Annotated in this window: 26 protein-coding genes and 1 pseudogene; 10 read left to right on the plus strand and 17 right to left on the minus strand. The window is 55.9% G+C overall.

Annotated elements, in window-relative coordinates:
* Positions 1-53 precede the first annotated feature (53 nt).
* From G9X48_RS20485 to dgoR, 5 genes are all read right to left on the minus strand, one after another.
* Positions 54-1,346 (minus strand): MFS transporter, encoded by a 1,293-nt coding sequence (locus G9X48_RS20485; RefSeq protein ID WP_007872317.1) that lies wholly within the window; start codon positions 1,344-1,346, stop codon positions 54-56.
* A 326-nt stretch (positions 1,347-1,672) separates the two neighbouring features.
* Positions 1,673-2,821 (minus strand): galactonate dehydratase, encoded by a 1,149-nt coding sequence (dgoD, locus tag G9X48_RS20490; RefSeq protein WP_012126176.1) that lies wholly within the window; start codon positions 2,819-2,821, stop codon positions 1,673-1,675.
* The gene (locus G9X48_RS20495; protein ID WP_097640766.1) at positions 2,818-3,435 is read right to left on the minus strand and encodes a 2-dehydro-3-deoxy-6-phosphogalactonate aldolase; all 618 of its coding nucleotides are present in this window, start codon (positions 3,433-3,435) and stop codon (positions 2,818-2,820) included. The genes dgoD and G9X48_RS20495 overlap by 4 nt, the downstream gene beginning before the upstream one ends.
* Entirely contained in the window at positions 3,419-4,303 is an 885-nt protein-coding gene (locus tag G9X48_RS20500; RefSeq protein WP_097640767.1) for a 2-dehydro-3-deoxygalactonokinase, read from the minus strand. Before G9X48_RS20500 ends, G9X48_RS20495 begins: the two co-directional genes overlap by 17 nt.
* Positions 4,300-4,983: a D-galactonate utilization transcriptional regulator DgoR gene (gene dgoR, locus G9X48_RS20505; protein WP_007703761.1), complete on the minus strand. Its 684-nt coding sequence runs from the start codon at positions 4,981-4,983 to the stop codon at positions 4,300-4,302. Before dgoR ends, G9X48_RS20500 begins: the two co-directional genes overlap by 4 nt.
* A 438-nt stretch (positions 4,984-5,421) precedes the next feature.
* On the opposite strand from dgoR, the pseudogene G9X48_RS21565 reads away from it, so the two are divergent.
* Positions 5,422-5,571: pseudogene (locus tag G9X48_RS21565) on the plus strand (DUF5431 family protein); the annotation flags it as partial.
* Positions 5,519-5,638, plus strand: a complete 120-nt coding sequence (locus G9X48_RS20510) for a type I toxin-antitoxin system Hok family toxin (RefSeq protein WP_108695446.1) — start codon at positions 5,519-5,521, stop codon at positions 5,636-5,638. The pseudogene G9X48_RS21565 and the gene G9X48_RS20510, both read left to right, overlap by 53 nt.
* A gap of 120 nt (positions 5,639-5,758) precedes the next feature.
* On the opposite strand, the gene yidA is transcribed toward G9X48_RS20510, so the two are convergent.
* From yidA to dnaA, 5 genes are all read right to left on the minus strand, one after another.
* On the minus strand, positions 5,759-6,571 hold the full coding sequence (yidA, locus tag G9X48_RS20515) for a sugar-phosphatase (RefSeq protein WP_004385997.1): 813 nt from the start codon (positions 6,569-6,571) through the stop codon (positions 5,759-5,761).
* 294 nt (positions 6,572-6,865) lie between these two features.
* A complete protein-coding gene (gene gyrB / locus G9X48_RS20520) occupies positions 6,866-9,280 on the minus strand; it encodes a DNA topoisomerase (ATP-hydrolyzing) subunit B (RefSeq protein ID WP_004385998.1) in 2,415 nt (804 codons plus the stop codon).
* 28 nt (positions 9,281-9,308) lie between these two features.
* Positions 9,309-10,382, minus strand: coding sequence for a DNA replication/repair protein RecF (gene recF / locus G9X48_RS20525; RefSeq protein WP_004385999.1), 1,074 nt, complete (start codon positions 10,380-10,382; stop codon positions 9,309-9,311).
* 156 nt (positions 10,383-10,538) lie between these two features.
* Positions 10,539-11,639, minus strand: coding sequence for a DNA polymerase III subunit beta (gene dnaN, locus G9X48_RS20530; protein WP_004386000.1), 1,101 nt, complete (start codon positions 11,637-11,639; stop codon positions 10,539-10,541).
* A gap of 4 nt (positions 11,640-11,643) precedes the next feature.
* A complete protein-coding gene (gene dnaA, locus G9X48_RS20535; protein WP_004386001.1) occupies positions 11,644-13,029 on the minus strand; it encodes a chromosomal replication initiator protein DnaA in 1,386 nt (461 codons plus the stop codon).
* Between the two features lie 607 nt (positions 13,030-13,636).
* Between dnaA and rpmH the strand changes: the two genes are divergently transcribed.
* The 5 genes from rpmH (at position 13,637) to mnmE (ending at position 17,492) form a co-directional block, all read left to right on the plus strand.
* Complete coding sequence (rpmH, locus tag G9X48_RS20540; protein WP_000831330.1) at positions 13,637-13,777, plus strand: 50S ribosomal protein L34; 141 nt, start codon at positions 13,637-13,639, stop codon at positions 13,775-13,777.
* Between the two features lie 14 nt (positions 13,778-13,791).
* Positions 13,792-14,151 carry a ribonuclease P protein component gene (rnpA, locus tag G9X48_RS20545; protein WP_004386002.1) on the plus strand — a complete coding sequence of 120 codons (360 nt, stop codon included), beginning with the start codon at positions 13,792-13,794 and terminating at the stop codon, positions 14,149-14,151.
* The gene (gene yidD, locus G9X48_RS20550; protein WP_004386003.1) at positions 14,115-14,372 is read left to right on the plus strand and encodes a membrane protein insertion efficiency factor YidD; all 258 of its coding nucleotides are present in this window, start codon (positions 14,115-14,117) and stop codon (positions 14,370-14,372) included. The genes rnpA and yidD overlap by 37 nt, the downstream gene beginning before the upstream one ends.
* A 2-nt stretch (positions 14,373-14,374) precedes the next feature.
* Positions 14,375-16,027 carry a membrane protein insertase YidC gene (gene yidC / locus G9X48_RS20555; protein ID WP_012126180.1) on the plus strand — a complete coding sequence of 551 codons (1,653 nt, stop codon included), beginning with the start codon at positions 14,375-14,377 and terminating at the stop codon, positions 16,025-16,027.
* A 100-nt stretch (positions 16,028-16,127) separates the two neighbouring features.
* Positions 16,128-17,492: a tRNA uridine-5-carboxymethylaminomethyl(34) synthesis GTPase MnmE gene (gene mnmE / locus G9X48_RS20560; protein ID WP_097570810.1), complete on the plus strand. Its 1,365-nt coding sequence runs from the start codon at positions 16,128-16,130 to the stop codon at positions 17,490-17,492.
* A gap of 110 nt (positions 17,493-17,602) precedes the next feature.
* Here mnmE and G9X48_RS20565 read toward each other — a convergent pair whose 3' ends face one another.
* The 7 genes from G9X48_RS20565 to G9X48_RS20595 all read right to left on the minus strand — a co-directional run bounded on the left by G9X48_RS20565 (position 17,603) and on the right by G9X48_RS20595 (position 21,955).
* Entirely contained in the window at positions 17,603-18,028 is a 426-nt protein-coding gene (locus G9X48_RS20565) for a hypothetical protein (RefSeq protein WP_085661919.1), read from the minus strand.
* 295 nt (positions 18,029-18,323) lie between these two features.
* Positions 18,324-18,722: a rhodanese-like domain-containing protein gene (locus G9X48_RS20570; protein WP_007781103.1), complete on the minus strand. Its 399-nt coding sequence runs from the start codon at positions 18,720-18,722 to the stop codon at positions 18,324-18,326.
* A gap of 59 nt (positions 18,723-18,781) precedes the next feature.
* A complete protein-coding gene (locus G9X48_RS20575; RefSeq protein ID WP_097640768.1) occupies positions 18,782-19,696 on the minus strand; it encodes an ABC transporter substrate-binding protein in 915 nt (304 codons plus the stop codon).
* 40 nt (positions 19,697-19,736) lie between these two features.
* Positions 19,737-20,063, minus strand: coding sequence for an AzlD domain-containing protein (locus tag G9X48_RS20580; RefSeq protein WP_004388032.1), 327 nt, complete (start codon positions 20,061-20,063; stop codon positions 19,737-19,739).
* Positions 20,039-20,761: an AzlC family ABC transporter permease gene (locus G9X48_RS20585; protein ID WP_097640769.1), complete on the minus strand. Its 723-nt coding sequence runs from the start codon at positions 20,759-20,761 to the stop codon at positions 20,039-20,041. Before G9X48_RS20585 ends, G9X48_RS20580 begins: the two co-directional genes overlap by 25 nt.
* Positions 20,743-21,225, minus strand: coding sequence for a GNAT family N-acetyltransferase (locus G9X48_RS20590; RefSeq protein ID WP_004388034.1), 483 nt, complete (start codon positions 21,223-21,225; stop codon positions 20,743-20,745). The genes G9X48_RS20585 and G9X48_RS20590 overlap by 19 nt, the downstream gene beginning before the upstream one ends.
* Complete coding sequence (locus G9X48_RS20595; RefSeq protein ID WP_097578166.1) at positions 21,209-21,955, minus strand: 2OG-Fe dioxygenase family protein; 747 nt, start codon at positions 21,953-21,955, stop codon at positions 21,209-21,211. The genes G9X48_RS20590 and G9X48_RS20595 overlap by 17 nt, the downstream gene beginning before the upstream one ends.
* A gap of 244 nt (positions 21,956-22,199) precedes the next feature.
* Between G9X48_RS20595 and G9X48_RS20600 the strand changes: the two genes are divergently transcribed.
* The 3 genes from G9X48_RS20600 to G9X48_RS20610 all read left to right on the plus strand — a co-directional run bounded on the left by G9X48_RS20600 (position 22,200) and on the right by G9X48_RS20610 (position 24,618).
* Positions 22,200-23,060: a LysR family transcriptional regulator gene (locus tag G9X48_RS20600; RefSeq protein WP_029039514.1), complete on the plus strand. Its 861-nt coding sequence runs from the start codon at positions 22,200-22,202 to the stop codon at positions 23,058-23,060.
* A gap of 214 nt (positions 23,061-23,274) precedes the next feature.
* Positions 23,275-24,024: a hypothetical protein gene (locus G9X48_RS20605; RefSeq protein ID WP_041460644.1), complete on the plus strand. Its 750-nt coding sequence runs from the start codon at positions 23,275-23,277 to the stop codon at positions 24,022-24,024.
* Between the two features lie 24 nt (positions 24,025-24,048).
* Complete coding sequence (locus tag G9X48_RS20610; RefSeq protein WP_004388038.1) at positions 24,049-24,618, plus strand: NADPH-dependent FMN reductase; 570 nt, start codon at positions 24,049-24,051, stop codon at positions 24,616-24,618.
* Positions 24,619-24,633 lie beyond the last annotated feature (15 nt).

Consider the following 24,633-nt stretch of genomic DNA (forward strand, 5'->3'; position numbering starts at 1 on the left):
CGGCGCGTTATCTGCGCATTCCGTCGCTGGCGTCCCTGCCTTCCATCACGGCCTTAGCCGACGCGTTTCACCTCCCCGACCAGCAGGATGTAAGAGAGCGCGCCGATAAGCGCCACGACCGAGATGTACACCAGCGCCGGGCCGAAGCCGTAATCCTGCGCCAGATAACCAATCACCAGCGGCACCGTGATGCCGCCCAGCCCGCCGACAAAGTTAAACATGCCGCCGGTAAGGCCAATCAGGCGCATCGGGGCCAGCGACGAGACCAGCGACCAGGTGATCGACGCAAAACCGTTACCGAAGAACGCGAGCGCCATCAGCACCACAATCCATGTCGGATCGTTGGTGTAGTTCGCGCCCATGATGCAGGTAGAGATGAGCAAGCCGCAGATAATCGGCGTTTTACGCGCCGCGCCCAGTGAAAACCCTTTTTTCACCAGCTTATCCGCCAGCCAGCCGGAGAGCAGCACACCGAAGAACGCGGCGAGGAACGGCACGGTTGTCATAAAGCCTGCTTTCAGCGCCGTGATGCCTTTCTCCTGGGTGAGATAGTTCGGGAACCAGGTGAGGAAGAACCAGAGCGTGGAGGTGACCGCAAACTGGCCGAGATAAACCCCAATCAGTTTGCGATGAAACACCAGCTTCCAGTCGGCGCGGGAGAGCGGCTGACGCTCGGCTTTCGCAACGGGCGCGTCGCCGTCCACCAGGCCGCCGCCGTCGCGGATGTAATCCAGCTCCGCCTGGCTGATGCCTTTGGTGAGCCGCGGCGGCTGGTAAACCTTAAACCAGACGAGCGACCAGATAATCCCGATGCCGCCGGTGACGATAAACACCCAGTGCCAGCTTAAAAGCTCCTGGATCCAGATGAGCAGCGGCGTGAGAAACGCGAGCCCGACGAACTGACCGGAGGTATAAAACCCGACCGCCGAGGCGCGCTCGTGCTCCGGAAACCAGCTGGTCACCATGCGGTTGTTGGTCGGGAACGCGGGGGCCTCAAACACGCCGGTGATGGCGCGCAGGCCGATGAGCGAGAGCAGCCCTGTGGCGAAGCCCTGAAACAGCGTCGCGACCGACCAGCCGAAAATGGCGATGAAGTAGGTCAGGCGCGAGCCCATGCGGTCGAGAAACCAGCCGCCGGGGATCTGGCAGAGCGTATAGAGCCAGGCGAAGGCGGAAAAGACGTAGCCCATTTCCGCTTTGCTGATGCCAAACTCCTCCTGAATATGCGCCGACGCCACGGCTAAATTGGCGCGGTCAACATAACAAATCACCACGGTAATAAAGATCATCGCCAGCGTCAGATAACGACGACGCCCCGATTTTGCAGCAGTTACAGAAATATCCATAACGTTCTGTCTCCAGAATTAAGGCATAGCGAGGCCGCTCACCATGCCCTGTAAAATACAGAGGGTGTGTTTTTTATATTCGGGTGTACTGCCCGGCGAGCCGGGCTCATTTTCATTTAATCAATACGCGAAATAATTTTCGTAAAAGCCGGAATTACCTTGTCCTGAATAATTCGCGTTGCATGAAAAACCGCTGTGCGCAACGCGCTAAATAATTCGCGTTGTGGGAAGGCGGCAAATTAACAAATCCTCGGGCGCTTACTGAAGTAAATGACCGCAGTGAGTAAACGCAGCCAACGCCGTTACAGCGCGAAACAGGACGGACATTACCACTCGGCGACGGAGCCATCGGCATGCCGCCACAACGGATTGCGCCAGTCTGCGCAACCCTGACTGCGCGCCACTACCTGCTCTTCATCGATCTCCACGCCAAGCCCCGGCTTCATCAACGGCTGGAAGTAACCGCCTTCCATTTTGAAATCGTCTTTATTTTTAACAAAATCAAGCAGCTCAGCGCCCTGGTTATAATGGATGCCCATGCTCTGCTCCTGGAACACCGCATTGCGCGAGATGAAATCGACATGCAGACAGGCCGCCAGCGCGATGGGCCCAAGCGGGCAATGCGGCGCAAGGCCGACGTCATACGCCTCCGCCATCGCGGCGATTTTCGCGCACTCGGTAATACCGCCCGCATGCGATAAATCGGGTTGCAGAATGGCCAGGCCGCCTGCTTCCAGCACGCGCTTAAATTCAAAGCGCGAGAACATGCGCTCACCCGCTGCAATCGGAATATGCGTCTGCGCGGCGAGGCGCGGATAATATTCCGCCTGCTCGGCTAATACCGGCTCTTCAATAAATAACGGGCGATACGGCTCCAGCTCTTTAATTAATATTTTCGCCATCGGCGCGCTGACGCGACCATGGAAATCGAGACCAAACTCGATATCGCTGCCAAATTCTTCACGGATCTGCGCCACGGTATTGACCGCCGCATCGACTTTACGCGAATCATCAATAATGCCTAACTCTTCGCAGCCGTTTAATTTAAAAGTATCAAAACCAATCTGGCGCAGCGTTTTAATACCGGCGATGACTTCTGCCGGACGGTCGCCGCCCACCCAGCTGTACGCTTTAATTTTATCGCGCACCAGGCCGCCCATTAACTGCCAGACCGGCGCGTTCAGCACTTTGCCTTTAATATCCCACAGCGCTTGATCGATACCGGCGATGGCGCTCATCAGGATTGGGCCGCCGCGGTAAAACCCGCCGCGATACATCACCTGCCACAGGTCGTTGATGCGCGCCGGATCCTGGCCAATCAAATATTCGCCCAGCTCATGGACCGCCGCCTCGACCGTCCGCGCCCGGCCCTCAATGACCGGCTCACCCCAGCCAACCACGCCTTCGTCAGTTTCAATCTTCAGAAACATCCAGCGGGGCGGTAAACGGTATGTCGTTAGTTTGGTTATTTTCATTGCACTGCCTCCCGATACGCCTTAACAAATGCTTTCGCCTGCGCGGCCGTGCGCTCAACCGGCTGCCCGGCGCGATACAAATCGCTGCCAAGCCCGGCGCCGACGCAGCCCGCATTCAGCCACACCGCCAGGTTTTCCGGCGTGACGCCGCCTACTGCGAACACCGGAATTTCCGGCGGCAGCACGGCTTTTAATGCTTTGATGTAATCGGGGCCGAAGGCAGCGGACGGGAAAATTTTCAGCGCCTGCGCGCCCGCCTCGATGGCGTTGAACGCCTCGGTCGCCGTGGCGCAGCCAGGGCAGACGGTCATGCCGTAGCTCACAGCGCGCCTGATCACCTCCGGCTGAATATTGGGCGTGACGACAAGTTTGCTGCCCATCTCTGCCAGCTCATCCACCTGCTCCGGCTTTAACACCGTGCCTGCGCCAATCAGCGCACGATCGCCAAACGCGTTGACCATTGCGGCGATACTGGTGCGCCAGTCCGGCGAATTGAGCGGGATTTCCACCGCCTCGAACCCGGCGTCGATAACCGCCGCGACGTGATCGTGCGCCTCGTCGGGCGTGATGCCGCGCAGGATGGCGATGAGTGGAAGTTTATTGTGCCACTGCATGAGCGAGACTCCTTATGCCTGTCTGAAATGCACGGTCGCCTTCAAGCGCCTGCGCCGTATATCCCAGCAGCGACAGCGCGCGCTGGTAACGGCTGGCGAGCGAGGAGCTGGCGACCAGCGTGAGGGGTTGCTTGCTGTCTGGCTGCCAGTGGCGAAGCTGGCTTGCCACTTCATTGCCAATCAGCAACCCGGAAAGAAATTCGGCGACGTGTTCGCGTGCAAGGCTTCCCAGCACATGGGCGGCGCGAACTTCAAACAGGCGGGTCAGCGGCGCGTCGGTTTCCGCGCCCTGTTCAAGCCCGGCGTTAAAGGCATCGGCGCTCTGCTGCTGTTCCGGCAGGCCCGCGCCAATCAACGAATGGGTTAACAAAAGATGGTGCAGCTCGCCGGTCATCACCGTGCGAAAATCATTGACCTGCTGCGCGTCCGCCTGTACCCATTTGCAGTGCGTGCCGGGCATGATGTAGAGCGGCGCGGGGGCCAGCTCGCAGGCACCAAGCAGCTGGGTTTCTTCGCCGCGCATGACGTTGCGGTTGTCGTCACGGCTTACGCACAGGCCAGGGATAATAAAAACGCGTTCCGCAACCGTCGTGAGCTGGCTGCCGATATCGGCAAAACGGGCCGGACAAGGCAGATACGGGGCGATTTTCCAGCCCGCGTTGCTGCCGACCATGCCCGCCATGACGACCGGCGTAGCGTCATCGCGCCAGCCTTCGGTTACCTGCGCTAACACCGCTTCGGGGGTTCTGCCGTTGAGGCGGGTGACGCCCGCCTCCGATTGCCTGCTTTCCAGGCACTGTTCGCCCTGGTAAAGCCAGGCGCGCAGGTTGGTGGAACCCCAGTCGATAGCGATGTAGCGAGATGTCATGTGATTTCCTTAAGCCTTTTTGTCGAGCTGGCAATCATGGTTAATGCCGCCTGCTCCGCCGCCTCGCCGTCCTGATGCCGGATCGCATCGAACAGCGCTTTATGCTCCTGGAGCGTTTTCGGCATGTTGGCCTCATCGCCCATCCAGGTACGCTCAAACACGGCGCGTTGCAGGGAACTTATCGCCACGCTGAGCTGTTGCAGCACCGGGTTATGCACCGCCTCCAGTACCGCTTCGTGATAACGAATATCCGCCTCGTTAAAGGCGTCGCGATCCTGGTTGTTGGCAATCATGTCGTTCAGCGCCGCTTCAATACGCGCCAGATCGCTTGAGGTCGCGCGCTCTGCCGCCCAACGGGCGATAGCGGGCTCAACCAGGTTACGCACTTCGCTCATTGAGGCAATCAGGCGTGGGTCATCGTCATGTTCCAGCACCCACTGGAGCACCTCGGTGTCGAGGTAGTTCCACTGGTTGCGGGGCGCAACAAACGCGCCGCGATAGCGCTTCATCTCAATGAGCCGCTTCGCCATCAGCGAGCGATACACTTCGCGAATGATGTTGCGCGAGGTTTCAAACTCCTCGCACAGCTCCGCTTCTGCCGGCAGTGACGCGCCCGGTACATATTTCCCGCCAACTATCTGGCGGCCCAGCGTCACGATGATGCGGTCGGTTTTGGTCATGTTATGGGTTCCTTTCACGCGAGGTTTCTTCGCTTACTTTACCCTGACCGCCGATTTTCGCCGCATTTTTGAAGTACAACCGTGACGCGGGTGGCCGTGCCGATGGGTTCAATGTAGTACAATCCATTATGGTTGTACTACAATTTAGATCACAAAAACGACAAAAGAATATATCGGGCGAGATAACAGAAGGGGATTTATCAGGTTGTTCGATGGGAATGTAAAAGACGTGATTTACGGGAAAGCGTTACGAAAAAGGCGTGAAAATTCAGCAAAATGCCCGTAGGTTTTCGATGGTTTCGCTCAGGATGGACAATTTATAATGGCGGCGGCGCTTGAGGCTTTTTGCCTCATGCTGTCGGCAGAAATGCCGTGATGGTGAGGCAGAAAGAAGAAAGCCCCGAAGGTCATTTATTCAATTAACCAACGAGGCCCCTGATGCCTAGACACCATCAGCGTAGCCTCTTACCCGCCGAAAGGCAAGGAGAAGAAGGCCATGAAACTGCTGCGAAGCACCCTGTTCTGGTGTGTATTAATGATATGTATAACGTTGTTAATGTTCACATTTCTGACGCGTCATTCGCTGTGCGAACTGAGGCTGAAGGACGGGCAAAGGGAGTTTGCTGCGTTTCTGGCTTACGAATCCGGTAAGTAGCAACCTGTCGGGCGGGGGCAACCCCGCTCTTTCAGGTAAGGCGAGGCTGAAGGTGGTTTTGCAGCCGAAAGCGCCTTTCTGACGCGCCGCCCGTAACGGGCGGCGCGTCAACATTCCCCCTTAGCGCAGGGCGAATTTCTCAATCGCGTACGCAACGCCATCTTCCAGGTTCGAGCGGGTCACAAAATTGGCGGCCTCTTTCGCCGCATCAATGGCGTTCTCCATCGCCACGCCGACGCCCGCATATTCCAGCATCGCAATATCGTTTTCCTGATCGCCAATCGCCATCACTTCTTCCGGCTGGATGTTTAAAACTTCCGCCAGCGATTTCACGCCGGTGCCTTTGGTAACGCGTTTATCGAGGATTTCCAGGAAGTAAGGCGCGCTTTTCAGCACGGTGTATTTCTCTTTCACGTCCTGCGGGATGCGCGTAATGGCTTTATCGAGGATTTCCGGCTCGTCGATCATCATGACCTTCAGAAAAGTCATGTTCGGGTCCATTTTTTCCGCCTCGCAGAATACCAGCGGAATGGTGGCGACAAATGATTCATGTACGGTATAGCGGCTGATGTCGCGGTTCGCGGTGTAGAGCGTGGTGCGATCGAGCGCATGGAAGTGCGAGCCCACTTCACGCGAAAGCTGCTCCAGATAGCGGTAATCGTCATAACTGAGCGGGGTTTGCGCCACGGTGCTGCCGTCACTCGCCTTTTGTACCAGCGCGCCGTTATAGGTGATGCAGTAATCGCCGGGTTTATCCATGTGCAGCTCGCGCAGATAACTCTCCACGCCCGCAAAAGGTCGGCCGGTCGTCAGCACCACGTTGATGCCCTGTTCGCGGGCGGCGGCGATGGCGTTTTTCACGCCGGGTGAAATGGTGTGATCGGGCAGCAGTAATGTGCCATCCATGTCGATTGCGATAAGTTTAATAGCCATGAGTTCCCCTGCATAAAAGAGTCTTTTCGCATGCTAACGCGATTGTGCTCAAAACACAGTAGCAGCCGGGGCGAGAAAAGGGGATGGATCCGCAGGGAAAATGCCGGTTAATGCGCCCGTGGCGAAGGGAAGAACAGGGTAGCGGGTGTATGAAGGGCGAGTGGCGGGTGCGCTTCGCTTACCCGCCCTGCATTGGGTGGCGCTATAAATGATAAAGGCGGGTGAAGCTGCGCTTACCCGCCTTGTGTGCTGTTGTAGGGCGGGTAAGCGAAGCGCCACCCGCCATAACGACCATCAGATATCGATATTCGCCGCTTTCAGGGCGTTTTCTTCGATAAAGGCGCGACGCGGTTCAACGGCGTCGCCCATCAGCGTGGTAAAGAGCTGATCGGCCGCAATCGCGTCTTTTACCGTCACGCGCAGCATACGGCGGCTTTCCGGATCCATCGTGGTTTCCCACAGCTGCTCCGGGTTCATCTCGCCAAGACCTTTATAACGCTGAATCGACAGGCCGCGACGGGACTCTTTCACCAGCCAGTCCAGCGCCTGCTCGAAGCTTGCCACCGGCTGACGGCGTTCACCGCGCTCGATAAACGCGTCTTCTTCAATCAGGCCGCGCAGCTTCTCGCCAAGCGTACACAGACGACGGTATTCACCACCGGTCACAAACTCGTGGTCGAGCACGTAATCGGTATCAACGCCGTGGGTACGCACGCGCACCACTGGCTCGAAACGACGCGTTTCCGCGTTTTCACGGATATCGTATTTCCAGACGCTGCCGTGCTGCTCGTTGTCATTGAGCGTGGTGATAAGCGCAGACACCCAACGGGTCACGTTCGCTTCATCGGCCAGCGTCTCTTCGGACAGTGTCGGCTGATAGATAAGCTCTTTCAGCAGCGCGCGCGGGTAACGACGCTCCATACGGTTGATCATCTTCTGCGCGCCGTTGTACTCAGAGACGAGTTTTTCCAGTGCTTCACCGGCAATGGCAGGCGCGCTGGCATTCGCATGCAGCGTCGCGCCGTCCAGCGCGATGGCGATCTGGTACTGATCCATCGCCTCGTCGTCTTTAATGTACTGTTCCTGCTTGCCTTTTTTCACTTTATAGAGCGGCGGCTGGGCGATATAGACATGGCCGCGCTCAATGATTTCCGGCATCTGACGATAGAAGAAGGTCAACAGCAGCGTACGGATGTGCGAGCCGTCGACGTCAGCATCGGTCATGATGATGATGCTGTGGTAGCGAAGTTTATCCGGGTTGTATTCGTCACGGCCGATGCCGCAGCCGAGCGCGGTGATAAGCGTCGCGACTTCCTGGGAAGAGAGCATCTTGTCAAAGCGCGCCTTCTCCACGTTCAGGATTTTCCCTTTCAGCGGCAGGATCGCCTGATTCTTACGGTTACGGCCCTGTTTTGCAGAACCGCCCGCGGAGTCCCCTTCCACCAGGTAGAGCTCAGAGTGCGCCGGGTCGCGCTCCTGGCAATCCGCCAGTTTGCCCGGCAGCCCTGCGAGATCGAGCGCGCCTTTACGACGGGTCATTTCACGCGCTTTACGTGCCGCTTCACGGGCGCGCGCGGCGTCGATGATTTTGCCGACCACGATTTTCGCGTCGTTCGGGTTCTCCAGCAGGTATTCCGCCAGGAGCTCGTTCATCTGCTGCTCAACCGCGGATTTCACCTCTGAGGAGACCAGCTTGTCTTTGGTCTGGGAAGAGAATTTCGGGTCCGGCACTTTAACGGACACAACGGCAATCAGGCCTTCACGTGCGTCATCGCCGGTAGCGCTGACTTTCGCTTTCTTGCTGTAGCCTTCTTTATCCATATAGGCGTTCAGCGTACGGGTCATCGCCGCACGGAAGCCCGCCAGGTGCGTACCGCCGTCGCGCTGCGGAATATTGTTGGTGAAGCAGTAAATGTTTTCCTGGAAGCCGTCGTTCCACTGCAGCGCCACTTCCACGCCGATACCGTCTTTTTCGGTGGAGAAATAGAAGATATTTGGGTGGATCGGCGTTTTGTTCTTGTTCAGGTATTCAACGAACGCTTTGATGCCGCCTTCATAATGGAAGTGATCCTGCTTACCGTCGCGCTTATCCACGAGACGAATCGACACGCCGGAGTTCAGGAACGAGAGTTCGCGCAGGCGCTTCGCCAGAATATCGTATTCAAACTCAGTGACGTTGGTGAAGGTTTCGAGGCTTGGCCAGAAACGGACCTGAGTACCGGTCTGATCGGTGTCGCCGGTTACGGCCAGCGGCGCTTGCGGCACGCCGTGCACGTAAGTTTGCTGGTGGATTTTACCTTCGCGGCGAATCACCAGTTCCAGTTTCTGGGACAGGGCGTTAACCACGGATACGCCTACGCCGTGCAGACCACCGGAGACTTTATAGGAGTTATCATCGAATTTACCGCCCGCGTGCAGCACGGTCATGATAACTTCCGCCGCCGAAACGCCTTCTTCCGGGTGGATACCGGTCGGAATGCCGCGCCCGTCATCCGATACCGAGACGGAGTTGTCGGCATGGATAGTCACGACGATATCTTTACAGTGACCCGCGAGCGCTTCGTCGATAGCGTTATCTACCACCTCGAATACCATGTGGTGCAGACCGGTGCCGTCATCCGTATCGCCGATATACATACCCGGGCGCTTACGCACCGCATCCAGCCCTTTCAGGACTTTGATACTGGAGGAGTCATAAGAATTCGACATCAACGTTTCTCGCTCATTTTAACTTGGGTTAATCCGTTATTTTACCCTGATCGACAGCGAACATCTTCGAATTTTTGTCCGTCATGTCGAGAATATGTTCAGCGCTGATCGCGCTGACAAAGACTTGCGACTGCGTAGCCTTCAGGCGCTGCGCCAGAAGCCCACGTCGGGCATCGTCGAGTTCAGAGGCAAAATCATCTATCAGATACAGGCAGCGTCGCCCGCTTTCGCGAGTCAGAAACTCGCCCTGGGCCAGACGCAGCGCGCACATCAGGAGCTTGAGCTGCCCGCGCGACAGCGTATCTTCCACCGGCGCGCCGTCGGCGCGAATGCGGAAATCGGCCTTGTGCGGGCCGTGCGCGGTGTAGGTCAGCATCCGGTCGCGCTCGAAGCCGCGCTCCAGCACGTCGGCATAGTCGCTCTCTTTCTCCCAGCCGCGCTGGAAAGAAAACGTGAGCGAAAATTCCGGCAAAAATTGCGCGCAGGTATCGGCCATGTCGTTGGCGATCGCTTCGCTATAGCTGGCGCGCCACTGGCTTATCTGTTCGGCCAGCGGAACCAGTTCACGGTCCCACGGGCGCAGTTGTTCATAGCGGGTCACCTGTCGCAGCGCGGCGTTGCGCTGTTTGAGCAGGCGCTTTAAGTTGCTCCAGGCCACAAAGAAGCCCGGTTCGTTATGGAAGCATCCCCAGTCGAGGAACGCTCTTCTGTATTTGGGGCCGCCGCCGAGTAAAGTAAACCCCTCGGGGGTAATTAATTGCATCGGCATCAGCTGCGCCAGTTCGGCGACTTTGTGACCGTCGCTGCCGTCGATGCGCACCGTACTGTCGCCGTTGCGATCTTTCGTCAGGCCGACCGAGACTTCGCGCTCGTCGCCCTGCAACCGCCCGTGGAGAATAAAGGCATCCTGTTCGTGGCGGATCACGCGACCGATTTGCAGACTGCGAAACGCGCGTCCGTGGCCCAGCGTGTAAATCGCTTCCAGCACGCTGGTTTTCCCGCTGCCGTTCGCGCCAACCAGAAAGTTAAAGCCGGGAGAGAGCGCGAGATCCGCGTTTTCAATATTGCGGAAATCTTTGATAAGGAGACGCGTCAGAGACATAGAGTGACTTTTCCGCCTTTACAGCAAACCCAGGGCGTTATCGGCGCAGCCAGTTTCAACGCGGACAGCGCGCAGGCCCTGGAGCGTACACGGCGTACGTGACAGGGGCGAGCACTGCCCAGGTTGAAAATGGCAAGTAAGATAGCCCGATATTTTCTATAGACGCATGGGCATAACAACATAGGCCGCGGAACTGCTCGCCGCATCTTCTATCTGCACGCTCGATACCGAATCCGTCAGCAAAATACGAACATTTTCGCATTTGAGCGCATTCAGTACGTCCAGCACATAACTGACGTTGAAGCCGATCTCCATCTCCGCGCCCGCATAAGTGACGTCGAGGATCTCTTCCGCCTCTTCCTGCTCCGGGTTGTTGGCGGTGATTTTAAGCTGGTTTTCACTCACATACAGACGCACGCCGCGGAATTTCTCGTTGGAGAGAATGGCCGCGCGGGCAAACGCCTGCTTGAGAATATCGCAGCCCGCTTCCAGCGTTTTGTCCGGGTTTTTCGGCAGCACGCGGCGATAATCCGGGAAGCGGCCATCGACCAGCTTTGAGGTAAAGATGAAATCGCCGACGTGCGCGCGAATATTGTTGCTGCCGATCTGAATACGCAGCGGGGCGTCACCGCCATCAAGCATACGCATCAGCTCCAGCACCCCTTTACGCGGCACGATCACCGAATGGTTCGGCAACGGCTGGCCGACCGGCATCGCGCAGACCGCCAGACGGTGGCCGTCGGTCGCAACGGTTCGCAGGTCTTCACCTTCGGTTTCAAACAGCATGCCGTTGAGATAATAACGGACATCCTGATGCGCCATGGAAAACTGCGTAGCTTCGATAAGACGCTTCATGGTCGCCTGAGGCAGCGTGAATTCCACTTCGCTCTGCCAGTCGTCCAGATTCGGGAAATCCGCCGCGGGCAGCGTGGAGAGCGAGAAACGGCTACGCCCGGAGCTCACGCGCATACGGTCGCCATCCAGCTGAACCGCGATTTCCGCGCCTTCCGGCAGGCCGCGGCAGATATCAAAGAATTTACGGGCAGGGACTGTGGTCGCGCCCGGCTCATGCGGCTGCACCAACGCGACGCGCGCCACCATTTCCATTTCCAGATCGGTGCCGGTCAGCGACAGCGCGCCATCCGCGACCTGAAGCAACAGGTTGCCGAGGATAGGCAGCGTCGGACGGCCGCCCAGCGGGCCGCTGACCTGCTGGAGCGGCTTTAATAAGTGTTCACGTTCAACGGTAAATTTCATAGCGTCACGAAGATAATGTTCTGATTAAATTGGAGAAATCTTCTTTGATATCGTGGCTTTCCTCACGCAGCTGCTCAATCTTGCGGCAGGCGTGCAGCACCGTAGTGTGGTCGCGGCCGCCAAACGCATCGCCGATCTCCGGCAGGCTGTGGTTGGTCAGCTCTTTGGCGAGCGCCATCGCCATCTGGCGCGGACGTGCCACCGAGCGGGAACGCCGCTTGGAGAGCAAATCCGCCACCTTGATCTTGTAGTACTCCGCCACCGTCTTCTGAATATTGTCGATAGTGACGAGTTTTTCCTGGAGCGCCAGCAGATCGCGCAGCGCCTCGCGCACAAAATCGATAGTGATCGCGCGGCCAGTAAAGTTGGCGTTGGCGATCACGCGGTTCAGCGCGCCCTCAAGCTCACGCACGTTGGATCGCAGACGCTTGGCGATAAAGAAGGCCACTTCGCCCGGCAGACGGATATCGTTCTCATCCGCCTTTTTCATCAGGATCGCCACGCGAGTTTCCAGCTCCGGCGGCTCAATGGCTACCGTAAGACCCCAGCCGAAGCGCGATTTCAGACGATCCTCAACCCCGTTGATCTCTTTTGGATAGCGATCCGAGGTCAGAATGATCTGCTGATTGCCTTCCAGCAGGGCGTTAAAGGTGTGGAAAAACTCTTCCTGGGATCGCTCTTTATTGGCGAAGAACTGGATATCATCAATAAGCAGCGCATCCACCGAACGGTAGTAGCGTTTAAACTCTTCGATAGCGTTGTTTTGCAGCGCTTTCACCATATCCTGGACGAAACGCTCAGAGTGCATGTAGACCACTTTGGCGTTAGGCTTGCGAGCCATGATGCCATTGCCCACCGCGTGCAACAGGTGCGTTTTACCCAGACCCGTGCCGCCATAAAGGAAGAGCGGGTTATACGCGCCGCCAGGGTTGTCCGCCACCTGACGCGCCGCCGCGCGGGCCAGCTGGTTGGATTTACCCTCAACGAAGTTATCAAAGGTGTGTTTGACGTTGACGTTCGAACGGTATGACGGCTCCGCGGGAGCGGGCACGTTGTCCCACGCCGGGCGCACGGGTGCGGCCGCAGGCGCGGCCTGCGCAGGTTTTACCGCCTGGCTTGCCGGTGCGGTTGTCGCCGCCGTCAGGGGTTTCGTGCCGACTTCAAAGCGCAGCAGCGGCGCGTCAGAGCCGCAGAAATCATTCAGTAATCCGTTAATATTATTGAGGTATTTGTCCCTTACCCAATCGAGCACAAACCGGTTTGGCGCATACAAAGCCAGCGTGTTATCGCTCAGTTCCGCCTGTAGGGGGCGTATCCACATACTGAATTCAGTGGCTGGTAACTCATCCTGCAATCGGGCAAGACACTGCTGCCAAAGCGAAAGTGACACGGCGGACTCCACTCGAACAAAAGTCGATAAAAGACGAAGACTGAAACATTCATGATTGTTGACACACGCCGATAAGCCCCGAGTCGGGAGGCGTGCGAACCGCTATTTGCGGTTTTTACCCGAGGCTGAGATCAGGGATCCCGATCGGGACCGCGGATCATAGCCTAAAGCGAGCCAGAGATCTCCTGTTTCTCACAGATTCTTCCCGATTTATCCACAGGCCTGCGTCAGGACGCTTAAGTGTAATCGATCCTTTGGCGGCTGCGGTGCGTTTTACCCGGCATATCGGAAAAATTAATGACGATCCGGAAAACCGCGCGTTATCGATCTAAGGAAGATCCCTGACGATCCTTGCGCTTTGGCGGCGAGCCCGTATAATTCCCCACCCGGTGCGTAAAGCGCGGTTTATCGCCTGAATTTTGCGTGTTTTTTATCCTCAAACCGAGGGGAAAAGCGCGGGAAATAAGGAAAGTGAATTGACTCCGGAGTGTACAATTATTACAATCCGGCCTCTTTAATCGTCGATTACTTTGGCGTAAGTCGTCCGGCAGGCCGTTCGCGCATACGCAAAGTCAGTGAATTTATTCAAGTTTAGGTAGAAATCGCCATGAAACGCACTTTTCAACCGTCTGTACTGAAGCGCAACCGTTCTCACGGCTTCCGTGCTCGTATGGCTACTAAAAATGGTCGTCAGGTTCTGGCACGTCGTCGTGCTAAAGGCCGCGCTCGTCTGACCGTTTCCAAGTAATAGCTAACCCTTTAGTGGTTAAGCTCGCATTTCCCAGGGAGTTACGTTTGTTAACTCCCGCTCATTTCACCTTCGTCTTCCAGCAGCCACAACGGGCTGGCACGCCGCAAATCACCATCCTCGGCCGCCTTAATTCGCTGGGGCATCCCCGCATCGGTCTTACCGTCGCCAAGAAAAACGTTAAACGCGCGCATGAACGCAATCGGATTAAACGTCTGACGCGTGAAAGCTTTCGTTTACGTCAGCATGAACTCCCTCCGATGGATTTCGTGGTGGTGGCGAAGCGCGGGATTGCCGACCTCGATAACCGGGAGCTTTCGGAAGCTTTGGAAAAATTATGGCGTCGTCATTGTCGCCTGGTTCGCGGCTCCTGATAGCCCTCATCCGGGTCTATCAACGCTTCATTAGTCCGCTTCTCGGGCCGCATTGCCGTTTTCACCCCACCTGTTCGCAGTACGGAATTGAGGCATTGCGCAGGTTTGGGGTGTTAAAAGGCAGTTGGTTGACAGTGAAACGCGTATTAAAATGCCACCCTTTGAACCCGGGTGGCGACGACCCCGTCCCGCCAGGACCTTTTGATACCAGAGAACACTAACGATGGATTCGCAACGCAATCTTCTTGTCATCGCTTTGTTGTTCGTGTCTTTCATGATCTGGCAAACCTGGGAGCAAGATAAAGCTCCAAAACCTCAGGTTCAGCAGACCACGCAGACTACGACCACCGCAGCGGGTAGCGCCGCAAGCCAGGGCGTACCGGCCAGTGGCCAGGGGAAACTCATTACCGTTAAGACCGATGTCCTCTCTCTTACCATCAATACCCGTGGTGGCGACATCGAGCAGGCGCTTCTGCTGGCATACCCGAAAGAGCTGGGCTCCAGCGAACCTTTCCAGCTGCTGGAAACGACGCCAAACTTCGTTTATCAGGCTCAGAGCGGCCTGACTGGTCGTAACGGCCCGGACAACCCGAATAACAACAAGGGTCGCCCGCTGTATAACACCGAGCGTGACACCTATGTTCTGGCTGACGGCCAGGATGAACTGGTGATCCCGATGACCTTCACTGACGAGGCAGGTAACGCCTTCACCAAAACGTTTGCCCTGAAACGCGGCCAGTACGCGGTCTATGTGGGTTACGACGTGAAGAACGCCGGCACGCAGCCGCTTGAAATCTCTTCATTCGGTCAGCTGAAGCAAACTATCGACCTGCCGAGCCATCGCGACACCGGCAGCAGCAACTTTGCTCTGCATACTTTCCGCGGCGCGGCTTACTCCACGCCGGACGAGAAGTATGAGAAATATAAGTTCGATACTATCGCTGACGACGAGAACCTGAACGTGAACGCCAAAGGCGGCTGGGTAGCGATGCTCCAGCAGTACTTCGCGACCGCGTGGGTTCCGGCAAGCAATGTGACCAGCAACTTCTATACCGCCGATCTGGGTCATGGCGTTGCGGCTATCGGTTACAAATCTGAGCCGGTTCAGGTTCAGCCAGGCCAGACCGCCAAACTTGCCAGCACTCTGTGGGTGGGTCCGGAGATTCAGGACAAAATGGCGCAGGTCGCGCCGCATCTTGACCTGACCGTTGACTACGGCTGGTTGTGGTTCATCTCTCAGCCGCTGTTCAAGCTGCTGAAATGGATCCACAGCTTCCTTGGCAACTGGGGCTTCTCGATTATCGCCATCACCTTTATCGTTCGTGGCGTGATGTACCCGCTGACCAAAGCGCAGTACACCTCCATGGCGAAAATGCGCCTGCTGCAGCCGAAGATTCAGGCGATGCGCGAGCGTCTGGGCGACGATAAGCAACGTATGAGCCAGGAGATGATGGCGCTGTACAAAGCGGAGAAAGTGAACCCGCTGGGCGGCTGCTTCCCGCTGCTCATCCAGATGCCAATCTTCCTTGCGCTGTACTACATGCTGATGGGCTCGGTGGAACTGCGTCACGCGCCGTTCGCGCTGTGGATCCACGACCTTTCCGCGCAGGACCCGTACTACATTCTGCCGATCCTGATGGGCGCGACCATGTTCTTCATCCAGAAGATGTCGCCGACCACCGTGACCGACCCGATGCAGCAGAAGATCATGACCTTTATGCCGGTCATCTTTACGGTCTTCTTCCTGTGGTTCCCGTCCGGTCTGGTGCTGTACTATATCGTCAGCAACCTGGTGACCATCCTTCAGCAGCAGCTGATCTACCGCGGTCTGGAAAAACGCGGTCTGCACAGCCGCGAGAAGAAGAAAAAAGCCTGATTCGTCAGGGCAACGCTAAAATGGAAGGCGGTCTGATGACCGCCTTTTTCTTTACGTGGGGCAGAGAAAACGCCCCGCCAGACAGAGTGACAGAAAGACCATGAGCCATAACGACACTATTGTCGCCCAGGCGACGCCTCCCGGACGCGGCGGCGTGGGCATTCTTCGCGTCTCCGGCCAACAGGCGCGGGACGTGGCGCAGGCCGTGCTCGGCAAGCTGCCGAAAGCGCGCTATGCCGATTATCTGCCGTTTAAAGACGCGGACGGCACCGCGCTCGATCAGGGCATCGCGCTGTGGTTCCCTGGCCCGAACTCCTTTACCGGCGAAGATGTGCTGGAGCTGCAGGGTCACGGCGGCCCGGTGATTCTGGATCTGCTGTTAAAGCGCATCCTCACCCTGCCCGGCGTGCGTATCGCACGGCCCGGCGAATTCTCCGAGCGGGCGTTTCTCAACGACAAGCTCGATCTCGCCCAGGCGGAAGCCATCGCCGATCTGATTGACGCCAGCTCTGAACAGGCGGCGCGCTCGGCGCTGAACTCGCTACAGGGCGCATTCTCCGCGCGCGTGAACCATCTGGTCGAAGCGCTGACGCACCTGCGCATTTTTGTCGAAGCGGCTATCGATTTCCCCGATGAAGAGATCGACTTTCTCTCCGATGGCAAAATCGAGGCGCAGCTTAACGAGGTCATCGGCGATCTCGACGCGGTACGCGCCGAAGCGCGTCAGGGCAGCCTGCTGCGCGAAGGAATGAAAGTGGTGATTGCAGGCCGCCCGAACGCGGGCAAATCGAGCCTGCTGAACGCGCTGGCGGGCCGCGAGGCGGCGATTGTAACGGATATCGCGGGCACCACCCGCGACGTGCTGCGCGAGCATATTCACATCGATGGCATGCCGCTGCACATCATCGATACCGCCGGTCTGCGCGAGGCGAGCGACGAAGTGGAGCGCATCGGCATTGAGCGCGCATGGCAGGAAATCGAACAGGCCGACCGCGTACTGTTTATGGTTGACGGCACGACGACCGACGCCACCGACCCGGCGCAGATCTGGCCCGATTTTATCGCCCGTCTGTCGGCGAAACTGCCGATTACCGTGGTGCGTAATAAAGCGGACGTCACCGGCGAACAGCCGGGCATAAGCGAAGTGAATGGTCACTCACTTATCCGCCTTTCGGCGCGCACCAATGAGGGCGTGGACGTGCTGCGCAATCATCTGAAGCAAAGCATGGGGTTTGATACCAGCATGGAAGGCGGCTTCCTGGCCCGCCGTCGTCATCTCCAGGCACTGGAAGACGCGGCGAATCACTTGCAGCAGGGCAAAGCGCAGTTGCTTGGCGCATGGGCTGGCGAACTGCTGGCCGAAGAGCTGCGTCTGGCGCAGCAGGCGCTAAGCGAGATAACCGGCGAATTTACCTCCGACGACCTGCTCGGCCGTATTTTCTCCAGCTTCTGTATTGGTAAATAACGCCCGCTTCGCCTGAGCAAGTAAGCATCCACTAACCCACCTTAATACTTGTTAAGGTGGGTTTTTATTTATAAAGAGCAGTAATACAGCATGGCATCCTAAAAGGTGAATCAACCTTCGTTTATCACTTTAGAAGCCGCCGCCGCTATCTTTTCGCACAGCGCGGTATGTCCTGATGGGCATTGCGTTTTAGCGATATCGCTCACCTTTTGCAGATCGTCTGAGCCGAGCGTGGAGTCGATATGACTCAGCACCCAACGTTCAAAAGATGCGCTACGTTTTCCCAGTGCATCTAAAGCCGGTAATTCGCTCCAGCGATCAGCTAAAAGACGAATTATCGCTTCAGAATAGCCTTCACCAATACTTCCCTCATCGCATGACGAATAACGCCTATAACTTTCATAAACCGCTTTCCATGTTTTAAGGTTATCTACGGCGTTTTCTGCCGCTTCTGCTTTCTCTTTAGAACATTCACGGCTCTGCGCTAAAGGGCAAACAACGATTGCCAGCAGGAAAAACAGGGCTGCTTTTTTCATATGATGTGCACCCTCACTGCACGGTAAAACTCCTTTCATGAATAACGAAACTTACAACCAACCGGCTTTGCAAAATGTAATTTATTTTCCCGCCAGAAACGTTAATTATTGGCAGGAATATCAACCTGATTGCGCGTCATAAAATGAATATCCGGACGCCGCGATAACCGGGCTCTCAACAACCGATCTTATTAACCAGCAGCATGGTTCAGGCAAAAAAAGAACGGCATTGTCAGCCGTTCTCCGTTATTTTTTCCGTTGTGCTCCTTCTTACCGCAGCACCACGCCTTGTAAATCAGCAGCCGCAGCTGACCGGCGTACCGTCGCGGCCCTGATGGCCTTCGGTGGCGTAACCATCGCGTTTCCACCAGTCCAGCCCGCCGATAAGCTCTTTTACCTGAAACCCCAGCGTCAGCAGTTTCATCGCGGTTTTGGTCGAGCCGTTGCAGCCGATGCCATCGCAATAGCAGATATAGACTTTAGATTTATCCAGCTCCGCGGTGTTGTTAAAACACAGCGCTTTATGCGGCAGGTTAATCGCGCCCGGAATATGCTCGCGCTGGTACGCCTCTTCACTACGGCCATCCACGACGACAATATTTTCCCCGGCATTAAGCGCGAGATAGAGATCCCATGAATCGGCTTCAAAGGAGAGTTTTTTCTGGTAATACGCCAGTTGCTCAAGGTTTGACATAAATTCCTCGTGTCGTCAGATGGGTAATGGTGAAGCGCCAGTCAGCGCACTGGGCGATGTCATATCGTCTCCGGTACGGGCTGATAAGCGATAAAGCCCTGGCGCGTCACCTGCCAGAGTCGAAAATGACCAGGACGGCTCTCGCGCCGCGCATCGAAACGCAGCGGCCCCAGTACCGTTCGGGCGGGGATATGCGGAAACGCCGCCGCCGTCTGAATCGCCGCCAGCGTTTCCCACAGGTACGCGCCTGGCTCGCCACCCCAGCGTCGCTGCCAGGTCTGGCGTACCAAATGGGCTATATCACCAACAGGGTGCGGACTAATGCCCGCAATCAGGATCTCGTGCTGATTAGGATCGATACCGTGCGCCAGCAAATCCGGCACCAGCGCGGGTGAGCCCGCGTCGTCTGTCAGAATCAACCGCCCGGGCAGTTCAATATGCGCCCAGCGAATGGCATAGCGAACCGACGCGGCGTAGCGGCCTGTAAATATCCGTGTCGGACCATAGGGCGTAATCGGCAGCGCTGCCGCCAGTTGTTCTGATACGCTGATGCCATGCAGCGAGCCGTCATGTTCAGGTGTGGCGACCTGCCACTGCGCCTGACTGACACGCTCTTTCAGCCAGGCGACATAGTCGGCATCGTTATCGCAGAGCCGCCATGTCGTCTCATTGCGCGTCAGATGGCTGGCGGTCGCGGCAGGCAGAAACAGCGGTACGCCGCATCTGGCGTATTCAGGCGCGGCGGCCGCCGCCGCGGAAGAGACATAATGCCCGACGACAGCGTCCGCCCCCCAGGACGCTATCTCCCGCGCGGCGCGTAGCGCGCCCTCCCGACTGCCGCCGTCGTCAAACAGTCTGATCTGCGCCTCTTTTACCAGCTGTCCATGTCTGGCGAGCACTACGGCACGTAAAAAAGTATGCGCATGCACAGAAAATTTCGGATCAAGGCAGGCCACGCAGGCAATACGTTTCATTAATAGCGTCGATCCTTTGTCCGTGCGCCGAAGCGGTGAATTACCCAAAAAGAAAATGGCTGGCGAGCACCTGACAGATAACACCCACCACCACACTGACAATTAAATTCTTCGTAAACCAGGCAGTGAATACGACGGGCAACGCCGCCAGGACGCTGGCGTTATATAAACTGAACTCCGCGTTTTGCGGAAAGCACAGCGCCGGAATCGTAATACTGGAAATCACCGCGGCCGGAATGTACTCAATCACCGCGTTAATAAAGCGCGGCGTGCGCTCCGGGCTTAAATGCAGCGGGATCAGACGAATCGCAAACGTCACCGCCATCATTGAGAAGATGACAATCAGGAGGAAGATTTCTTGAGACATACGCCGACTCCGCAACCGACCGCCGTCGCCACAAAGACGTTCAACGGTGAAATATGGATAAAGTTCATACCGATCGTGGTCGCAACAGAGACCAGCGCGACGATGCGCTTACCGGTGGTATTACAGAGCGCGACCAGCACGAACAGCATCATGGCCGTGAGCGCGTAGTCGAGTTTGAAGCTGATGAATTTCGCCAGATACTCAGACGCCACCGCCCCCGCAAAGCCGCCCACCACCCACGACACATGGCAAAAGGCATTGAAGCTCAGCAGATAACCCGCCGTCGTCGCGATACGGCTCTCCAGGCGCTGGCTGTGCATTGCGAAAGATTCATCCGTCAGACCGAACGCATAAAGCGACTTTTTCAGCCCGGACATGCCGACAGGGCCGAGTTTCTTCGACATATACATCGACATCAAAATATGTCGGGAATTGATAAGCAGTGTCGAGAGCACAATGGGCAGCAGCGACGCGCCCGAAGTGAGCAGCGCCAGCGCGGCGAATTGCGCCGTTCCCGCGTAGACAAACAGGCACATCGCCGCCGGGAACCAGACCGGCAGCCCGGCGTTGATGCACATGACGCCGAAGACAAACGCGACGACGAAATACCCCGCCATAATCGGCGAGGCATTCAACAGGCTCTCTTTAAGATCGCTACGCTCGGCGTAATTCAGGTTTTTTAAAGATCCAGTTCGCACGTCGTTTCTCCTGTGGTCGGTTGAAAACCCTGGGAACGCCAGAATTTGAACGCGACCTGGTTTTTATCTTCAATAAACAAAAAGACACGTTTAATACCGCTCAGATAAAAATCATTCAGAATGGTTTTTGTCAGTACCGTACCTATTTTGTTATTCCTGAAGATAGGCGAAATCGCGATGTGATTTAGCGTGGCGCGCGTGCCGAGCATACCGCCAATAATAGCGCCCACCAGGACGCCATTCTGGTCTTTCGCTAAATAACAGCGGGCATTTTCTGCCGCGACAATTTTTCGAATATGCTCTTCATCCTGCCATTCGCAAAAAGCCACCTCTTTAAAGAATTTTAAAAAGCTGACAATATCGCAGGCATCGTTAATAGTCGCTTTAGAAATGACTAACCCATCCGGTGCCGTGTTTTTTTCAACGTCAGAAGAAACAAGCTGGAGTTTATTTGATGATATCATATTCCGTCCCCGGTCTTGAAAACGAAACGGCGATTATCTGACGAAAGCCCATCGCGTCTTCTGTCGGGTTAAACGCGCTGGTCACGTAATGCAGCATTTCGCGATCGAGGAAAAAGGTGGTGTCGAGAATATTGCGATAGGTACCGGAATCCACCAGCGTGCCGTCTTTCTTAAAGACCTGGCTCATGGCGCCTTCAACGTTATGACGGCCCCAGAAGTGAACGCCGCTGAACGGATAGCCGTCGCAGTGGATGCCTTCTGGCGTGATTTCCAGCTCACAGCCAGGTTTAATTTCAATGCGGATTTGATGAATCTGGCACTGCCAGACTTCATTATGCAATTCCGGCGGCAGCACTTCTTTATAGACGTTGAAATCCAGCTCCACCAGCGCACGTAATACCGGTGAATGTAATACCTCAGTGGTAATATCATCAAAGTGACGTTCAATACCACCAACATATTTATTATGCTCGACCGATTGTTCATACGCGCGATGGCCGAGCGGCGTTAGCGTTTTAGTAACCGGGTTGTAATCAAAATCGCTGTAACGGCGATAACGCGTTCCGCGATCGGCCTGACCATAGAATTTATCAATGCCCATCGTTTCCCAGCTTTGCGTGAATTTAACGAAGTCGCTAAATCCACCCGTCAGTGAGAAATCTAAACCCAGAACATTTACCGCTTTATTTTTTCTCAGGTCATCGCCGATGTCTTTATTGAGCTGTAACATATATTCTATATTCATCCAGGGTTGGTAGGGAGGTTTTGTGTTAAACTACCAGTTAATTAAGTTGTTTATATTCAATTCTTTTTCAGTCACCTTAATAATCATTTTAAGCAAGCCGTTTTGAGGTCTTTCTGACCGAAAAAACCAGCAAAACCGGAGTTTTCGGTCAGCGTAATGTCCGCGTATCAATTGATAATTCTTATGGCGGTTGATATAAAGGAAAGACCGGCACGTCATGGGGTGACATATGGATATTAAGGTTTTGAGGAATCTGCTAAAAACCGCGCAGATGGGTTCGTTAACCTGTGCCGCGGAAGAGGCGAATATCACTATTCAGGCGCTGGCGGCGCAACTTAACAAAGCGGAAGAATATTTCGGTTTTAAAATATTTAATCGCAATAATAAAGGCGTGGTACTAACGTCTGAGGGTAAGGATTTACTGCCCTATATTATGAATGTCGTCAAAACCTCCGAGCACCTGCGCCTCAAAGCCGAACAGCTTAAGAAAAGCACGACAACGCCCATTCGCATCGCACTCAACAGTACCTTCTCTGTCGATACTAATAAGAAAATCATCAACTTCATGATCGACAAACTGAGCGACTACAGCGTAATTTTCAGCACGTCGGAATCACCGGAAAATCTGGTGAAAATCGCCAAAGACGAAACGGACATCGCAGTGGTATTGGGTGGGAACGTGCCGCCCGGCTTCTACAGCATAAAATTAACCGGGCTGAATATTAAAGTGATTGCCGCCTGCTCGGCAGAAAGCGCCGCCGCCGCCACCACGCTGGTGCAACCGCTGGCGGAATGCCCGTACTCCGCGAGCTTTGATAAATTTACCGCCCGGCATAAACCGCTCCTGCAGGAGGCCAGCGTGATTTTCTCCGGCAGTGAGCTGATTACCGTTTCCCTGATGAAGAGTTTCAGCAGCATCGGGATTATTTCTCAGGATCTGGCGCAGGCGAACGGCCTGAATATTTTGCCGGGCTTTGAAGATGTGCTTGATGTGCATCTGATAATGAAAGAACCGATTCTGACCGAGCACGATCTGGAATCGTTCTATAACAATGTGGTGCATCTGCCAGAGATCCCGCTGACCGCATAAACGGTTCTGCCACAGCCCTGAGAGCGCAGGATCGCGCTTTTATAACGGTGTGTTGCCCCTGGCCGTGTGATAATTTTGTAAAAGTCCGTACAGAGTACTTTTCAGCGTCCGCATTAGGCATTAAAACCTAAACACTATCGGGCTGATGAGTTGCAGATTATGCATTTATCATTTCGATAATTACCCGTTAGTGACCATTATCACGGAGCGAAAAATGGCAACGCATTTTGCAAGAAGGACGCTTGGCCCCGAACTCAGCATCTCCCCCAGGCTCTCAGCTGACGCGCTGAAAGCCGCGCAACACCTGCCGGAGCACCGCCGCAGCCGTTTTCTGGCGTCGCGCTCGCTGCTGGCCGAGCTGGTATTTATGCTCTATGGCATTCCTGTGCTGCCGGAAATCGTGGTTAATGAGCAGGGCCGCCCGCGCTTTACTGACCCAGGCCTTGCGGACTTCTCTCTCGCCCATACCGGCAATATGCTGGGTGTGGCGATTACCACCGAAGGCTGTTGTGGGCTGGATATGGAACTACAGCCCGCCACTCGCACGTTTACGCACCCTCTCGCACCGCAAACCGGCCATACGCTTAGCAAAAATGAAACTATCTGGGTTGATAATCAAAATGATCCGCTGGAAGCGCGTACCCAGCTGGTGACGCTGCGCCGCAGCCTGCTGAAGCTGACAGGCCAGCAGAATGATGACGGTCAGCATTTCCAGCTGTTGCCAGGCGCCGGAAAACTGCGCGTGGCGCAATTTCCGCATGTGGAAGCGGCGTGCGATGCTGAAGACGTATTAATCTGGACAGTGGCGGTATCGCCCGCTATTGAAAAGCTGTATCTGTGGGAATATGACAGCATACAGGGCTGGCGCAGCCTGCCGGATATGCGTAAACGCAGCACCAGCCCGGATACGCGTCTGATGCGCTTTACCAGTCTGCCCTCGGAAAAAGCGATGAGTATTAACTAAGCTTTGACACGCCCGGAGGTTTCAATGTCTGACACGCTTAAGGTAGTAACGCTGATTGGCAGCCTGCGCAAAGGCTCCTTTAACGCGATGGTCGCCCGCACGTTGCCAAAACTGGCCCCCGCCGGTATGACGGTGGACGAGCTGCCCTCGATTCGCGACATCCCGATTTATGACGCCGATATCCAGCAGGAAGAAGGCTTTCCGCAGACAGTGGAAGCGATAGCCGCGCAGATCCGCGAAGCAGACGGCGTGGTGATTGTGACGCCGGAATATAACTATTCTGTGCCGGGCGGCCTGAAGAACGCCATTGACTGGCTGTCGCGCCTGCCCGACCAGCCGCTCGCGGGCAAGCCGGTGCTTATTCAGACCAGCTCAATGGGCGCGATTGGCGGCGCACGCTGCCAGTATCATCTGCGTCAGATTCTGGTGTTTCTCGATGCGATGGTGATGAACAAACCGGAGTTTATGGGCGGGGCGATTCAGAACAAAGTCGATACGCAGACCGGCGAAGTGGTGGACCAAAGCACGCTGGATCACCTGACCGGCCAGTTGACCGCGTTTGCGGAGTATATCAAGCGGGTGCGCCGCGAATAATAAAAAGGCCAGCGA

It is taken from the genome of Cronobacter sp. HA18006 (assembly GCF_011605445.1).
Lineage (GTDB): Bacteria > Pseudomonadota > Gammaproteobacteria > Enterobacterales > Enterobacteriaceae > Cronobacter > Cronobacter sakazakii.